At 60.1% G+C, this 16,043-nt stretch carries 13 protein-coding genes; 2 read left to right on the forward strand and 11 right to left on the reverse strand.

Features of this window, described 5'->3' with window-relative positions:
• Positions 1-2: 2 nt before the first annotated feature.
• The 7 genes from ACP7AJ_RS04565 to ACP7AJ_RS04595 form a co-directional block, all read right to left on the reverse strand.
• Positions 3-3,188 carry an efflux RND transporter permease subunit gene (locus ACP7AJ_RS04565; protein WP_426059014.1) on the reverse strand — a complete coding sequence of 1,062 codons (3,186 nt, stop codon included), beginning with the start codon at positions 3,186-3,188 and terminating at the stop codon, positions 3-5.
• 63 nt (positions 3,189-3,251) lie between these two features.
• A complete protein-coding gene (locus ACP7AJ_RS04570; RefSeq protein WP_426059015.1) occupies positions 3,252-4,424 on the reverse strand; it encodes an efflux RND transporter periplasmic adaptor subunit in 1,173 nt (390 codons plus the stop codon).
• A gap of 43 nt (positions 4,425-4,467) precedes the next feature.
• Entirely contained in the window at positions 4,468-5,535 is a 1,068-nt protein-coding gene (locus tag ACP7AJ_RS04575) for an SDR family oxidoreductase (RefSeq protein WP_426059016.1), read from the reverse strand.
• Positions 5,536-5,734: 199 nt separating this feature from the next.
• Entirely contained in the window at positions 5,735-6,802 is a 1,068-nt protein-coding gene (locus ACP7AJ_RS04580) for an LLM class flavin-dependent oxidoreductase (RefSeq protein WP_426059017.1), read from the reverse strand.
• A gap of 206 nt (positions 6,803-7,008) precedes the next feature.
• Positions 7,009-7,287, reverse strand: coding sequence for an ArsR/SmtB family transcription factor (locus ACP7AJ_RS04585; protein WP_426059018.1), 279 nt, complete (start codon positions 7,285-7,287; stop codon positions 7,009-7,011).
• Between the two features lie 69 nt (positions 7,288-7,356).
• Complete coding sequence (locus ACP7AJ_RS04590) at positions 7,357-7,485, reverse strand: hypothetical protein (protein ID WP_426059019.1); 129 nt, start codon at positions 7,483-7,485, stop codon at positions 7,357-7,359.
• Between the two features lie 528 nt (positions 7,486-8,013).
• Positions 8,014-8,859 carry an SDR family oxidoreductase gene (locus ACP7AJ_RS04595; protein WP_426059020.1) on the reverse strand — a complete coding sequence of 282 codons (846 nt, stop codon included), beginning with the start codon at positions 8,857-8,859 and terminating at the stop codon, positions 8,014-8,016.
• 79 nt (positions 8,860-8,938) lie between these two features.
• Here ACP7AJ_RS04595 and ACP7AJ_RS04600 point away from each other — a divergent pair, with 79 nt between their 5' ends.
• Entirely contained in the window at positions 8,939-9,364 is a 426-nt protein-coding gene (locus ACP7AJ_RS04600) for a winged helix-turn-helix transcriptional regulator (RefSeq protein WP_426059021.1), read from the forward strand.
• Between the two features lie 106 nt (positions 9,365-9,470).
• Here the strand turns inward: ACP7AJ_RS04600 and ACP7AJ_RS04605 are convergent, their stop codons facing one another.
• Positions 9,471-10,085, reverse strand: a complete 615-nt coding sequence (locus tag ACP7AJ_RS04605; RefSeq protein WP_426059022.1) for a hypothetical protein — start codon at positions 10,083-10,085, stop codon at positions 9,471-9,473.
• Between the two features lie 177 nt (positions 10,086-10,262).
• Here ACP7AJ_RS04605 and ACP7AJ_RS04610 point away from each other — a divergent pair, with 177 nt between their 5' ends.
• Entirely contained in the window at positions 10,263-10,622 is a 360-nt protein-coding gene (locus tag ACP7AJ_RS04610) for a hypothetical protein (protein ID WP_426059023.1), read from the forward strand.
• Between the two features lie 277 nt (positions 10,623-10,899).
• Here the strand turns inward: ACP7AJ_RS04610 and ACP7AJ_RS04615 are convergent, their stop codons facing one another.
• The 3 genes from ACP7AJ_RS04615 to ACP7AJ_RS04625 form a co-directional block, all read right to left on the reverse strand.
• On the reverse strand, positions 10,900-12,129 hold the full coding sequence (locus tag ACP7AJ_RS04615) for a multidrug effflux MFS transporter (RefSeq protein ID WP_426059024.1): 1,230 nt from the start codon (positions 12,127-12,129) through the stop codon (positions 10,900-10,902).
• A 264-nt stretch (positions 12,130-12,393) separates the two neighbouring features.
• Positions 12,394-13,299: a DUF4249 domain-containing protein gene (locus tag ACP7AJ_RS04620; RefSeq protein WP_426059025.1), complete on the reverse strand. Its 906-nt coding sequence runs from the start codon at positions 13,297-13,299 to the stop codon at positions 12,394-12,396.
• Positions 13,300-13,309: 10 nt separating this feature from the next.
• Entirely contained in the window at positions 13,310-15,679 is a 2,370-nt protein-coding gene (locus tag ACP7AJ_RS04625) for a TonB-dependent receptor (protein WP_426059026.1), read from the reverse strand.
• Between the last annotated feature and the right edge of the window lie 364 nt (positions 15,680-16,043).

Raw genomic sequence — 16,043 nt, forward strand, 5'->3', positions numbered from 1 at the left:
GTTCATGCGACGGGCGCCGTCGCGGGCGCTGGCTGCTGTGTTTGTGCCGCGTTTTCGGATAATGGCGCTTCCGGTGGCGCCCCGCTAATGCGTTCCTGCAAGCCCTGGAAAACGACGTACAACACTGGAATCACAAACACGCCTATGAGCGTGCCAATGAGCATGCCGCCCACCGCGCCCGTCCCAATGGAGCGGTTGCCCGTGGCCCCGGCGCCCGTGGCCATCATCAGCGGCACCAGCCCGAGAATGAAGGCGAAGGACGTCATCAGAATCGGCCGTAGGCGGGCCTGGGCGCCTTCCAGCGCAGCCTGCACCAGCGGCATGCCGTGACGTCGGCGCTCCACGGCAAACTCCACGATGAGAATGGCGTTTTTGGCCAGCAGGCCGATGAGCATAATCAGGGTGATTTGCAGGTAGATGTTGTTGGTGATGCCGAACAGGCTGGCAAAAATGAAGGCCCCGGCCAGGCCAATAGGCAGCGACAGCAGCACCGCGAAGGGCAAAATGTAGCTTTCGTATTGGGCGCTCAGCAGCAGGTACACGAACACGAGCACCAACCCGAACACCATTACGGTTTGGCCGCCGGCCGAAAGCTCCTCCCGGGTCATGCCCGAAAACTCGTAGCCGTAGCCGGCCGGCAGCGTTTGTTCGGCCACCTGCTGAATGGCCGTAATGGCGTCGCCGGAGCTGTAGCCCGCTTTGGGCGAGCCGGTCACGCTAATGGACGTGAAGAGGTTGAAGCGGGAAATGGCCTGGGGCCCGTACACCCGCGTGAGGGTGATGAACTCGGTGATGGGGGCCATTGTGCCTCTGGCGTTGCGCACGAAGATGTTGCTGAGGCCTTCGGGGTTGGCGCGGAAAGCGGCCTCGGCCTGGTACATCACCCGAAACTGCTTGCCGAACTGGTTGAAGTTGGACGCGTACACGCCGCCGTAGTAGCCCTGCATGGTGCTCAGAATGTCGTTGACCGACAAGCCGGCCACCTTGGCCTTGGCCACGTTTACCTCAATCTGGTACTGCGGAAAGTTGACATTAAAGGCCGTGGAGGCGAACTGGATTTCGGGCCGCTGGTTCAGGGCCGCCAAGAAGTCGTTGCCGACTTTCGAGAAAATAGCAATGTCGCGCCCGCTCTTGTCCTGGAGCTCAAAAGAGAAGCCGCTGGACGCACCGAACCCCGAGATGGTGGGCGGGGAGAAGAAGATGATTTTGGCGTCGCGGATGCCGGCCGTTTTCGCAAACATCTTCCCGATTATCGATTGCACGTCCTGCCCTTTGCCGCCCCGCTCTTCCCAGTTTTTCAGGCGCATAATCACCATGCCGTAGTTGCTGCCGGTGCCGCTGATGAGGCCCCGCCCGGTGATTTTCAGGATGTTTTCCACTTCCGGAATGGTGCGGGCAATGGCTTCCACTTCCTTGACAATGGCCAGGGTCCGCTCGGCCGAGGCCGAAGGCGGCAAGGAAATGTCCGACATCACCGTGCCCATGTCCTCGTTGGGCACAAACGCGGCCGGGGTGGTTCGCATAAGGTAGTAGAAGCCCCCGGAGAAAACCGCTATAATCGCCCAGGCCAGCCACTTGCGGCCAATCAGGAAGGAGACGCCCTGCTTGTATTTCTCGGTCGTTTTGTCAAACCCGCGGTTAAACCATGCATAAAACCGCTGAAGCAGGCTCTGTTTTTTATGCTCGCCCGGCTTGTGCGGCTTGAGAAACAGCACGCACAGAGCTGGGCTCAACGTCAGGGCGTTGACGGCCGACAGCACAATGGAGATGGCGAGCGTAAGACCGAATTGTTTGTAAAACACCCCCGCCGAGCCGGCAATAAAGCTCACCGGCACAAACACGGCCGCCATCACCAGGGTAATTGAAATAATGGCCCCGGAAATCTCGCTCATGGCGTCCTTGGTGGCCTCCAGCACCGAGGTATAGCCCTCGTCCAGCTTGGCGTGCACGGCTTCCACCACCACAATGGCGTCGTCGACCACGATGCCGATAGCCAGCACCAGGGCAAAGAGCGTGAGCAGGTTGATGGTGAAGCCGAATAAGAGCAGAAAAAAGAAGGTGCCCACAATGGCCACGGGCACGGCTATGGCCGGAATCAGCGTGGAGCGGAAGTCCTGCAGGAAGAGGAACACCACCAGAAATACCAGCACAAATGCCTCAATCAGCGTGTGGATTACCTTCTCGATGCTGGCGTCCAGGAAGTCGTTGGCGTTGACCAGCGTCACGTACTTGATGCCTTTGGGGAAGGTTTTCGACGCGTCTTCCAGCACTTTCAGGCTGCCTTCGATTACTTCTTTGGCGTTGGAGCCAGCCGTTTGGCTGATGGCTACGCCCACTGAAGGCCGGCGGTTGGTGGTGGTGGTGCTGGCGTAGCTCATGGCTCCCAACTCGATGCGGGCAATGTCCTTGAGCCGCAGAATCTGCCCGTTGGGCGTGGCCTTCACCACCACATTTTCAAACTGCGAGGCGTCCTTCAGGCGCCCGGTATACTTGATGACGTACTGAAACGACTGCCGGCCCTGCTCGCCAAACTGGCCGGGCGCCGCCTCAATGTTCTGCTCAGCCAGGGCCGCAGTAATGTCGGCGGGAATCAGCCCGTAGGTGGCCATCACGTCGGGCCGCAGCCAGATTCGCATGGAGTACCCCATCTGGCCAAATGCGCTGGACTGGCCCACCCCGGTCACGCGCTTAATGAGCGGGATGAGGTTGATTTCGGCGTAGTTCTGCAGGAAGGTCTGGTCGTAGGCCGGGTTGTCGCTGTAGAGGGTGAAAATGACGAGGTTGCTGCTCTGGCTTTTGGCCGTGGTCACGCCCGAGCGGGTCACTTCCTGAGGCAACAAGGCCGTGGCGCGCGCCACTCGGTTTTGCACGTTCACCGAGGCCAGGTCGGGGTCGGTGCCGAGCTTGAAATTAACCGTAATGCTGGCGCTGCCGTCGTTGCCGGCCGAGGACGTCATGTAGGTCATGCCTTCCACGCCGTTGATTTGCTCTTCCAGCGGCACAATCACGCTGTTGAGCACCACGTCGGCGTTGGCCCCCTGATAGGAAGTGGAAACCACCACCGTGGGCGGGGCAATTTCGGGGTACTGCGCAATAGGCAGCGACATCAACCCCAGTACCCCCAACAGAACGATGATAATGGAAATGACGGTGGATAAGACCGGTTGCTCGATGAAGCGTTTGAACATAGCTTCCAGATTAGTAAGGACGCGTGAATACTAGTAATGCGAACCTGCCGGCGCCCCAAAGGCTTATTGTGCCGGCTGCGCGTACACGCTGTCGGCGTTCACGGCTTTGGGTTTGATGGCGGCACCTTCGCGCAGCGTGGCCACGCCCTCGAGCACGATGCGCTGGCCGGGTTTGAGCCCGCGCTCCACCACAAAAAAGCGGCCGTCGTTGTTGGCCAGCACGCGTACTTCGCTGCTGCTGACCTTGCCGCTGTCCTGCACCACGTACACGAATTTCTTGCCCTGGATTTCGTAGGTCGCCTGCTGCGGGATGATGATGGCCGTGTCCACAGTGGTCGGAATGCGGACAATGCCGCTGCTTCCGCTCCGAACGATGTTGCCAGGGTTGCGGAAAACCGCCCGCACCCGCACCGAACCCGTTTCGGTGTTGATGGAGCCGCTGGCCGTTTCCACGCGACCCTGCTCGGGAAACACCTCCCCGTTGGCCAGAATCAGGGTAACCGGGGGCAGGGTGGCCAGTCGTTCTTGTGTGGTAGCGCCTTTGGTGTCGTGGGAAAACGCCAATGCCTGCTTTTCGTTGATGGAGAAGTAAGCGAAGATGTTGCCGATGTTGGAAACGGTGGTGAGCGGCAGCGTCGTGCTACGGCTCACCAGACTCCCGATTTTATAAGGAATAGTACCTACCACGCCATTAACCGGGCTGGTCACGGAAGTGTAGCCCAGGTTGGTGCGGGCGTTGGCCAGCGTGGCCTGCGCCTGCGCCAGCGCGGCTTGCCGCGACTGCAGCGTGAACTGAGCCGACTGCAGTTCGTAGGCGCTGATGATGTTTTTTTCGACCAGCGGCCGCACCTTGTTGACTTCCATCCGCGCTGCGTCAACGTTGGCTTTCGCAATCTTAATGTTGGCCTGCGCCGTCCGCACTTCCTGCTCGTACTGCGGGGCGGTGATGGTGAACAGCACCTGGCCTTTCCGGACGGTGGCGCCTTCGTCCACGTAGCTGCGGCCCAGGTAGCCGTCTATCATCGGACGAATCTCAATGTTTTGTTGTCCCTCAATGGTGGCCGGATAGTCACTATTTAAGGTAGTGGCGCGCCGCGTCAGGGTCAGTACCTGGTATACTTTGGGTGCTTCAGCTGCCGCTGCGGCAGCAGCTTTTTCATCCTTATTTCCGCAGGAGGCGAGGATGGCCAGCACCAGTAGGTGGGCTGCCCCTAAAACCGGGAGTCTTGTACGCATACTTATTAAAGAGCAGCAGAATGGTGAATAAATAATCCGATGCCTACGGAATGAGCCGGTCGGTGCGCAGCTGAGCGAATAAGTCGAAAAAAGAATCCTCGGTGGCCTGGTAAGCGGTGAAGCCCAGCTTCCGGCTCTTCGACATGTCGGTCATTACCTCAATGGGCCGGCCCAGGTCAAGGTCGGTGTGCCAGGCCGAGGCCAGCCGGCTCAGGTCGGCTTCGGCCAGCTGGTAGCGGGACGCCATCTCGCGCCACAGGGGTGCATCACCGGCAATGGCTTCCTCCAGCGGGCGCACCGTGCCATCGAAGCCGGCGGCCTTCACGCCAAACCAAGCAGCCAACCGCGGCCAGAGCCAGCTCCAGCGGAAGTAGTCGCCGTTGGTAATGTTGAAGGCCTCGTTGCGGGCGGCTTCGGTGGTGGCAGCCCACGCCAGCTGCTTGGCGATGATGCGCGCATCGGTCACGTCAGACAAGCCATTCCACTGCGCTTCTGAGCCGGGCCACTGAAACGGCCGGCCCGTTTCCTTGCAGAGGCTGGCGTACACGGCCAGCGTGGTGCCCATGTTCATAAGGTTGCCCACGGCCTGGCCGATGATGGTATGCGGGCGGTGGATGCTCCACGTGAAGCCGTCGCGGGCCGCGGCGGCGTACACCTCATCTTCCTGGGCGTAGTAAAAGTTCTCGACATTCAGGCGGGGCTGCTCTTCCCGCAGGGGAGTAGGGGGCAGGGAGCCGGCCCGGGCGTAGGAGTCAAACGGCCCCAGGTAGTGCTTGAGGCCGGTAACCAGCGCCACGTGCTGCACCGAGTGCTTGGGAGCCAGGGCCGCCAGGATGTTGCGCACCAGGGCGCCGTTGACGCGGATGTTCTCCGCTTCGGTGTCCTGCCGCATCCAGGTGGTTATGAAGACGTGAGTAGGAGCGACGTCGGCTAGGGCAGAATCGAGGCTGACTGGGTCGAGCAAATCGGCAGCTACCGGGCGCAGGCCGGGCTGGTCGTCTTTGGGGTTGCGCGACAGGCCGTAGGTCGTCCAGCCCGAAGCCAGCAGCTCGCGGGCCAGGTTGCTGCCGATGATGCCGCTGGCCCCAACTATTAATGCAATGCTATTCATTTGAAATAAGGAAAGGTGAAGCTCGACGTTCGTGTGGAGCCTGCCACCAATGAATACTCTGTTTCGGAAAGAGTGTTGACCAAACTGGTGCGGGCTATTGGCTGAGCAGGATTGGTTCCCAACTGTGTAGATGGGGTTGATTTCGATGCGGCCGTCGCGACTGCTGACGGACTTTTTGCACCCAAAGAGAGGTAGCCCTTTAGCCAGCCTCGTTTATCTCCCGCATAATTTCTCCAAATAGACGGGCGGATTTTATCCGGTCTTCCGGCGTGTACATAGTGGAAGCTGTGATGAGCTCATCTGCTCGTGTTTCGGCCAGAAACGCCTGTAGCTGCTTCTTCACGGTTTGCTTACTGCCCACAAAGGAATATTTCAGCATTTGCTGCACGACCGGATGTTGCCACATGCCTTCCAGTTCTTCAGTCATTTCCGTGGGAGGCTGCAACGCCTCTTTCGCCCCACCGGTTAAGAGCGCGACAAACATTCGGATTAAGGAAGTAAACTGTTGTTGTGCTTCGGCATCGGTATCGGCCACGTACGCATTGATGCCGACGATGGTATAGGGCTGCTGAAGATGCTGAGAAGGCCTAAACTCATCGCGGTAAATCCGCAGGGCGTTGAATAGGTGGGTGGAGGCAAAGTGGCTGGCAAACGCATAGGGCAGGCCCAGCTTTGCCGCTAAGTGGGCACTGTCGGTGCTGGAGCCTAAGATGTACAGGGGGACTTCGGTGCCCTCGGCCACGGGTGCTCTGACCGTGGCCTGTTTGTTTTCCACCGAGAAGTACTCCTGAATTTTGCTGATTTCCCGGGGAAAGGAGTGGGCGGCCTTCATGAAATCTGACCGGATGGCCTGCGCGGTTTGCGAGTCGGTACCCGGCGCCCGGCCCAGCCCTAAATCGATGCGGTTGGGGTATAAATGGGCCAGCGTTCCAAACTGTTCGGCAATGATGAGCGGCGAGTGATTGGGCAGCATGATGCCCCCGGAGCCCACCCGAATGGTCGTCGTATTTTCGGCAACGTACCCGATGAGCAGGGAGGTAGCGCTGCTGCCGATGTTATCGGAATTATGATGCTCGGCCAGCCAATACCGGGTGTAGCCCTCTGCTTCGGCGGCTTTGGCCAGGGCCAGCGAATTGTTCAGGGTCTGTTTTATCGTGTTCCCCTGCGAAACGATGGCAAGGTCCAAAATAGAATAAGCGACCGGTTGCTTGTGCGTGCCGGGGATGTCGTTGATAGGCATATCTTCTTTTTTGATGGGCAGAACCATAGAGTGTTCGCCGCTACTCGGTGCTGCTGCGGCAAAGTGGTAGGGCTGCCGCACCCCGGCTTAGCCTTGTTCAAGGATTGACCGAGTGCACCGAGCAGTTGACGGCCGGCAGGTACTCACATGATTTCATAAACGCATAAGCAATTGCTAATGCGTTTGGAGAAATAAAAACCAGCCGAGGGCAGCTGGTTGGGATGATTTGTTAGTTAAAGGTTTACTTTGAGCAGTTGCAGGAAGTCCTCCAACTCCCGGAGCTTGTCTGGATTGATGGCCAAATACATGTGGCGGCCTTCTTTGTGCGACTCCACCAACCCCGAATCAACCAGCGCCTTAAGATGTTGGGACATGGAGGGCTGGCTGATGGGCACGAACTCAAACAAATCGACGCATCCCATTTTAGTGCCCCGCGCAATCTCCCGCACCAGGCGCAGGCGGTGCGGGTCGCTCAGGGACTTAGCTAATTTGACCAGGGACTTCGTATCCATACAATTCGACAAAGGTAACACATGCGCATTGGTTTATGTTTGTGTAACCCATCGAGAATAGATTAGGTTCTAGTGGCGCTGCCCTAGCTTATTCAGCACGAGCGCAAAATTCAGTTCCTTCGACCCGCCAAAGAGGCACGATACGCCCTGTCGACGCAGGTAAGCCATGTACTCGTTGCTCACCTGCTCGCTGAGCACGGCAATGATATGGTCTTTGTCGATATAAGCCGATTGCTATCCCAGCTTGCCGTGGGCATCAATGGCGAGGGCCAAGGACGTGGCGTTCGGGTATGACCCTGCCGGGCTGCAGGTTGCGGACCACCCCTTTAGTAAAATCTTGCTCCATTGTCACGCGTGAACACACAGCTAGGCCTGCGCGTCAAAGTGGGCGGCCGTGGTTTCGTAAGCGCTGGTGTCAACTTGTTAATCCCAACGCTGGGTGATGATGCGACCGTCGAGCGAGGTCATCATGTGGCAGATGATGTTTGGTTTCATGTGCTAGTTTGGAGAAGTGCTTCGAGAAACAATAACGCCGAAAGCCGTCAGTCTTCTATGCCACCGGCCATCGTTTACGCTCCCTTCCGATGACATCCAACAAGGTACAGGATGCCAAGCACCAGCCGGTGTAGCGCGTGGTCTAAGACCCAATCAACCACTAAAAAGCCCCGTCGACTTCTAGCCTGGCAGTCGACGGGGCTTTTTAGTTAAGTAAATTACGCCAACCGCTTAGTTCAATGCGGCGCCCACGGCCGTTGCCAGCGAGGTGGTCGGGCGGCCGAGCAAGTGGGAAAGCTGGTGGCCGTCGTCAAACAGGGCTCCTGCGGCGGCATCGGCATCCCAACTGGCTATGGCGTGCGCGAGGCCTTCGGGCAGGCCCACTTTCACCAGCACGGCGGCATAGTCGGCCATCGGCAGGTCGTGGTAGGGAATGGTTTTGCCGGTCTGGCGCGAGATTTCCGCCGCCAGTTCGGCCAGCGTATACGATTCGTCTCCGGCCAGCTCGTAGGTCTGGCCTACATGGCCTTCCTCCGTGAGCACGCGCGCGGTGGCCTCGGCAAAATCGGCCCGGGTAGCCGGCGAAAACCGGCCCTCCCCGGCGCTCCCGTAAATGGCCCCAGTGGCCAAGGTGCCGAGTATTGCCGCGGTATGGTTCTCGGTATACCACCCGTTGCGCAGGATGGTAAACGGCAGCTCGGAGGCTTTGAGGTCGGCTTCCGTGGCCCGGTGCTCCACCGCTAGGCTCAGCGGGGAGGTATCGGCGCGTAGCACGCTGGTGTAAACGACTCGCTGTACACCGGCCTGCTTTGCAGCTTCCAGGACATTGCGGTGCTGCACGGTCCGCTGGCCTACCTCGCTCGACGAAATGAGCAGCAAGGTGCCGACGCCTGCCAGCGCCCCGGGCAGCGTTTCCGGCTGGTTGTAATCAGCGAGGCGGGTTTCCACGCCCAGGTCCTCGGCTTTGGCGAGGTTGCGCACCAGCGCGACGATTTGGGTAGCGGGCACACGAGTTTTCAATTGTTCCAGCACAAGACGGCCGAGCTGGCCCGTGGCGCCGGTGAGGGCAATACGCATGATGTAGTTGGTTAGGTCAAGGATGAATCAAAGGTAGGCTGTATACTTACGCAACGTAAGTACGTACAAAAAGGTAAGTATGAAAAAAAGTGAGATTTCCCTCGCGCCAGCTGCAACAACCCTCTCCAATAAGCTACAGCGCGGCGACCTTTTGGCGGCGGCCTGCCCTTCCCGTGCCGTACTCCAGCACCTTACCAGCCGATGGGGCCTGCTGGTGCTGCTGGTGCTGGATGGCCGCACCTACCGCTTTAGCGAGCTACGCCGCGCCATTGAGGGGGTGAGCGAACGAATGCTGGCCCAGACGCTACAATTACTGGAAGCCGATGGCCTCGTGCTCCGCGTAGCCTACGAAGTGGTACCGCCCCATGTAGAATACTCGCTCACTGCTTTGGGACAGCAGGCGGTTCCCGCCGTGCGCGCCCTGGCCGACTGGGTGGAAGTAAGCATCCCCGCGATTCTTCAGCACCGGGAAAAGCCAGCGAATGACACTTCCGCCCTGCTGTAAAGAGAACCCTCGCTTGAAGTGAGGTCTGCTCTACTCATTGCGTGTCTAAACCACCGTATTTCTGAACTGCTAAGTGACACTTAGAGCAGGAACACACCTGCTGCGTTCACCCTTCGCTGTTGGCTTCAAAATCGTAAAATTGGTGGGTCGTCCAATTGTATTTGATGGACCAGAATGCGGCCCCTCCGTCCACTACCTGGAAGGCTTCGCGCAACCACTGCGGCGTATAGCCGGGGTGTTCTTCGACGGTTGCCGCAAAGAAATGTACATAGAAGCACGGCTGCCGCTGCAGATTGTAGAAGCCAAAGTATTGGCGCTTGTAGCGGTGCAGGTTTTGGTGAATCAGCAGCGGGTAATTGGGCAGAATGCGGTAGCCCGCTAGCACGGGAACCCGGTGCAGGGGCAAGGTGCGCAGGGCCAATTCAACGCGGGCCGCTTGTGGCAGCGTGGGCGTGAAGCGGTCTAGATGGGGCGGGGCGTTGCCTTGCTCGTCGGTGAGTAGGCGGGCCGCGGCGGGAAATAAGCCGCAATCGGCCCCCAGTACGGTATAACGGAGCGCCACCGTATCGGCGCGAGATGACGAGTCCTGCGACCTCGTGCCCAATTCACCGGGGACGGAAGGGGGCGGGTCTGTGCAGCCGAGTAACACAGCGACGAGCAGGGCGCACGGCACGGCCGCTACAAACGAGAAGCGAACCCGGCCCTTCAGTAAGTAGGTCATGGCAGAAGAGTATTCGAAAAGCAGCCACCAGAAAACCAAGCATTCCGTTTTCCAGGCTTGAAAGATAATGGCTCCTTCAACGGAATGCCCGCGTTTACCTTGGGACCGTTTTCATGAACTTGATGCGGTGGTCAGCCCTGGGCAGCAGATATTCCTGCTGCCCGCTTTCTTTGGGCTATGCTCCTGCCACATTTGCGGCCCTACTGCCTGCTGGGCTTGGTGTTCGCCACCATCCCTTCTTTACCTGCTGCCAGCCACCTCCCGCCACAAGCGGCTCTAGCGTCGAAGCGGCCGCCGTTCCAGGTTGGCGATACCGTCTACGTGGCCGCCAGCGTCCTCAACATTCGACCCCGGCCCCGGGCCGAAGGGCCCGCAGAACCCGGCCTCTACGTGGTTCGAAACGCACGAGGGACCGTCACGGCGTTGCCCAATAGCAACTGGGCACTCGTGCTGTTCATGAGCGAAGACGTGGGCGTGGAAGGCTATGTATCGCAGTGGTACCTAGCTAAAGAGAAAACAAAAGCCAGCAAGCAATAGGCTCCTTTTTCCGTACCACTAGCAGGGGCCGGACACCAAGTGCCCCGCAAGCTACTGCGGTGCCAAGGGAGTTTAAGAAACCCGTCTACGATTCAAAGTTTACCAAACGCGCCGAAGGGATGAGTTTCGTGAACCCCCGTCCCGTAGAGGTGAAACCGTGCTTTAGGCAGGCCTGAACAGGGCATTACAAACCGGCATGGACGGGGACTAATTTTGGCTTAGGGTAATTCCACCCCCTCACTGCTATAAAAAGGCCAAGCATGGCCTCCCTCCCGGCTTAGTGGAGCGCGCCGCCCGCCGCCTGTACCGGGGCGGGTTGCATGGCTTCCACCCGCCGCCGGGCAGCCAGCAGAATGAGCAGTGCCAGCACGGAGGTTACAGCCATGATGGCGGCCATCGGCACCGCCGAGCGGGCATTAAACAAACTCACCCCAACCGAGGCCAGCGCGGCCATGCCCATTCGAAGCGCGCCCATCAGGGCCGACGCGCTGCCGGCGTTACGCATAAACGGCGCCAGCGACAAGGCCGAGGTATTGGGGCTGGTGAAGCCTACGCAGCTCAAAAACACAAAGAGCAGCGCCACCGTACCGCCCAGGCCGAGCACCCCAGCGCTGGTCAGCCCGAGAAAGACGAGCGTGGTGAGCGACTGGCACACCAGCGCCCAGAAGACAATTTGTTCGCTCGTGTAGCGGCGCACGAGCCAGCTGTTGACCTGGCTGGCACCAATCAGGCCGACGGAAAGAAAGGCGAATATCCAGCCGTACACCTTGCCGTCGACTTGGAAAATGTCCATGAACACCAGCGGCGAACCGGAAACATAGGCGAAGAGTCCGCTGAACGACACGGCCCCCGTAAGGGCATAGGCCGTGAACTGCGGCTCGCGCAGCACCGCCCAAAAATTGGTAAGGATGGGCCGGGGCTTGAGCGAGAGCGTGGTGTCCGGCGCGTAGCTCACGGGCAACCAGAGCGCACTGGCCAGCAGCAGGACCACCCCGAGTCCTCCTAAGGCCACAAAAACAGCCCGCCAGCCAAACGCATCCGTAACATAACCGCCCAAGGTGGGCGCGAGCATGGGCGACGCACCCACTACCAGGATGAGCAGAGCAAAGACCTTGGCGCTGTCCTTGACGGGAAACAGGTCGCGCACCATCGCCATCGAGGCTACCGCTGCGGCGCAGCTGCCGATGGCCTGCACAAAACGCAGGGCAATCAGCACCTCAATATTGTGCACTGCCAGGCAGCCCAGGGAGGCCACCACGTAGAGCGCCAGGCCCAGGTAAAGGGGGGGCTTGCGCCCATACCGGTCGAGCAGCGGGCCATACAGCAGCTGCCCCGCGGAAATACCCACGAAAAAGCTCGACAAGGACAGCCCCACCCGCGCCACCGTGGTGTTCAGGTCCTTGGCTATGCCTGGGAAGCCGGGCAGGTACATGTCGATGGAAAAGGGCCCCAGCGCCGTGAGGCCGCCAAGAATCAGGATGAGGGAGAAATAGCGTTGTTTGGTCATGTATTAACTGTTGGTCTCCCATGCTGGCAAAGGCCATGGGGTTTAGCCGCCCCTACGCCGGTTCTCGTAGGGGCGGCTGTTGGCGAGGTGCTGGTCATAAGCCAGAAACAGACGTTGTAGTTCAGTTATAGACAAGTGATGCGCCGGTTTTGCGTTGGCGGGGCCAATCTCTGAGCAGCGGGAAGCAGAATGCCAAAACCAGTAATCCGGGGTAACAGGCAACTCAGGTACGCGACGGGTTAGCAGTCAGGATGCTTGCGTTTTCTATCTCAATATCACCGTTCGGCGGTCGGCCACCAGCACCGCAAACACGCCGAGGCCGCCTTGCACGGTGCTGCGGATGCGGGCGGGCTGGGCGAAGGGGTTGCCGTTGGCCGAGACGGCCCCCAGTACGCTCTGCTGGAAGTTGTAATGGGCCTGCTCCAGGTGGTAGAGCGTGGCAACCATTGTGTCCCCAGGCATGAAGCGGTAGGTGGTCGGGGCGGTGTAGGTCTGGCCGTTGAACAGCTGGTCGTTGAGCAGGTAGTCGCCAATCTCATCGTTGGGCTCGCTGATTTTGTTGAGCAGCAGGTAGTAGTAGTCGGCGGTAGCAGCCGGGTCGGTCCAGCGGGTGAGAATATTGGCCCTACGGTCCGGACCGCTCACGCCGTTGAATTCGTAGCGCACCGTGTCAATCGGAATGAAGGAAGGCACAATGGCTGTGCCTGTGACGTGGTGGTTGCGGGTGTCGCGCACGTCCAGGGCGAAGCGCTGGCCGGGCTGCATGGCCAGCGGCGCCGTGCCGATGTGGGTGAAGACCTTGCGCGTGGCCGGGTCGATGCCCGGGGCGAACAGCAGCGGCACCACCTGGCCGTTGGGCAGCGTGAGGCGGACGGTGACGTTCACGGGCACCTGAATCGTGATGCCGTTGATGCCTATCCCCAGGGTAGGCGTCGTGGCGGTGGGCAGCGTGATGGTGGGCTGGTCGGTACCCGTTGCCGTAGGCAGGTACGCCCCCGACTCCACCACCGTAAGGCGCGGCACCTGCCCCGCCTGCAGGTAGCACTCCACCACCAGCTCGGGGGTGTAGGCGGGCAGCACGACGTCGACCTCTTTTTCCAGGTTGCAACCTGCTAGAGTGAGGAGCAGTCCTCCCAGGCCAATCGTGGCAAATAACTGCTTGATAGACATACGCACGGGGTTAGAACTTGAAGTTGTAGGTGACCGACGGAATAATGGGAAACAACGACACCTGCTGCGCCCGGAAGCCGGTGATTAGGTCGGTGTCCCGGTTGCGCATCACCTCGAAGTACACGAAGTAGGCGTTGCGCCGGTCGTAGGCGTTGTACACGCTGAAGGTCAGGTCGCGCTCGGTGCCGAAGCGCACGGGCCGTAGTTTCCAGACCACGCCCAGGTCGAGGCGGTGGTAGGGGATGAGGCGGTAGGTGTTGCGGTCGGGGAACACGGGCACGGCCAGCAGGTCGCCGCCCTGCACGTTTTGCAGCGGAAAGCGGCCGGCCGGCAGCGTGGCCGGCGCGCCGCTGGTGTACACGAAGCTGGAAGTCAGACTGAGGCGGGTATTGAGCTGGTGCAGCAGCACCACGTTGAGGTTGTGGCGCCGGTCGTAGCTGGGCACGTAGTCGCGCCCGTCGTTGATGCCGTCGGTGCCGCGCTGGGGCGGAAACCGCCGCCAGGCCCAGGCCAGGGTGTAGCCAATCCAGCCGGTGGTTTTGCCGCTCTGCTTTTCCAGGTATAGCTCGTTGCCGTAACTCCAGCCGCGGCCGAAAAGAAACTCTTGGTCGAGGTTGGGATTGGCGAAAATCTGGGCTCCGTCGCGGAAGTCCACCTGGTTGGCGGCCCACTTGTAGTACACCTCGTTAGTGAGCAGAAACTTGCCGCCGAACAACAGGAAGCTGGCGCCGGTGCTCACCTGCTGCGAGCGTTGGGGCTTCACCGACAGGCGCGTGGGGTACCAGATGTCGGTGGGCAGCGAGGCGCCCGAATTGCTCACCAGGTGGGCGTACTGGTACATCAGGGCGTAGTTGGCCTTGAGCGACACGGTGGGGTTGAGCGCGTAGCGCACCGCTGCCCGCGGTTCCAGTCCGCCGTAGGTGCGGCCCTCGCTGCTGAAGCCGCTCAGGCGCAGCCCCAGCTCGGCCTGCCACTTGTCGCTGATTTTCCAGTTGTCGCTGGCGTAAATGCCCGCCTCCAGTCCGGGGTAGGAGATGTTGTCGTCGATGTTAAGGGAATTGTCGCCCGTTTCCACCTGCAGGCGGCCCACGCCGAAGGTGTGGTGGGTGGCGCTGCCCCCAAAACGCACCTGATGCGCCGAGTCCAGGGCGTAGTCAAAATCCACGCGGGCGTTGTAGTCCCGAATGGTGGACGTCAGGCCGAAGGAGAGGACATCGACCGCACTGCCCAGCGAGTAGCGGTAGCTGGTCGTGCCCACTTGGGTGTTGGCCGTGAGCTTGGGCGAAAAAGTGTGCTGCCAGCGCAGCGTGCCCAGGGTATTGCCCCACGAGAAATTGGCCTGCAGGTTGCCAAACGAGTTGAACCCAAACACGTCGCGGCCCAGGTAACCGGTGGCAAACACCTGGTCTTTCTCGCCCAGCGTGTAGTTGGCCTTGGCGTTGAAGTCGTGGAAGTAGTAGTCGGGGATGGGTCGCCAGGTCTCGTCGTCCTTGTTGGCCCGGTTGAGGGCGCGGGTGAATACGTCGAAGTAGGTGCGGCGCCCGCTCACGAGAAACGAGCCTTTGGCTGGCGCCGACCTTTGGTTGCCCTTGTTGATGGGTCCTTCCAAACTCAGGCGCGAGGCAATGAGGCCGATGCCGCCGTTCACGGTAAACTTCTCGCGGCTGCCCTCGCGCATCTTCACATCTATCACCGAGGAGAGACGCCCGCCGAACTGGGCCGGAAAGCCCGACTTGTACAGGTCCACCGACTGCACGGCGTCGGAGTTGAACACGGAGAACAGCCCGAACAAGTGGTTCGGGTTATAGACCAATGCGTTGTCGAGTAGCACCAGGTTCTGGTCGGCCGAGCCGCCACGCACGAAGATGCCGCTGCTGCCCTCCCCGCCGCTTTGCACGCCGGGCTTGAGTTGCAGGGTCTTGAGGATGTCAACTTCGCCAAACAAGGCCGGCAGCAGCTTGGCCTCCCGAATGCTGAGGTGCTCAGTGCCCATTTGTGTGGTTTCAAGCTTCTCCTGCAACGTTTGCTGGCCCTGCACCACCACTTCGTTCAACTCATTGGCATTCGGGGCCAGCACCAGGTCGCGCTGCTGCGGGCGGCTCAGGTTCACCTGAAAGGTCTGCGGCAGGTAGCCCACAAAGGACACCGTCACCTGCTGCGGCCCGCTTGGCAGACGGAGGCTATAGCGGCCTTTCTCGTCGGTAGCCGCACCCAGGCCCAGGGCCGGCACGGCCACGGTAGCGCCCGGCAGGGCCGCACCCGCGGGGTCGCGCACCGTGCCCCTGAGCACGTGTTGCGCCTGGGCCCAGCTCTGCCGGGGCAGTCCCAGCGCCAGCAGCGCGCACACCACGAGCACACGAAATCCGGTTAGTTCTAGCATCAAAAATTAATAAGTATAAGTGGCGCCGGACGTGCACTACCCATCCGCTGCTGTAAAAAATAGTGTGCTTCCGGTATCCGCGTTTCGTAGGGGGCTGAATTCAACCAGTTCCTAATCGACAAACAGAAAAGCGGCTGCTAGGTTAGTGAAGGGGCCTTGCTACCTGTGTCGCACAGGATAAGTTCCCTTCATAACCACTGGCCGTTTTGCAGCAGCTGCGCGAAGAACTCGGCAGACAAGCGCTGCCGCAAAGGCTGCTCGATAGTTGTTTAGTAAAAGCATGGACCATGCGCAACTTCTGCAGTTCGGGGTCTAAAAACCGAATGTTGAATTGCTTTTCCACCTGGAGTACCATCTCGACGAA

The organism is Hymenobacter sp. B1770 (assembly GCF_049896385.1).
Classification (GTDB): domain Bacteria; phylum Bacteroidota; class Bacteroidia; order Cytophagales; family Hymenobacteraceae; genus Hymenobacter.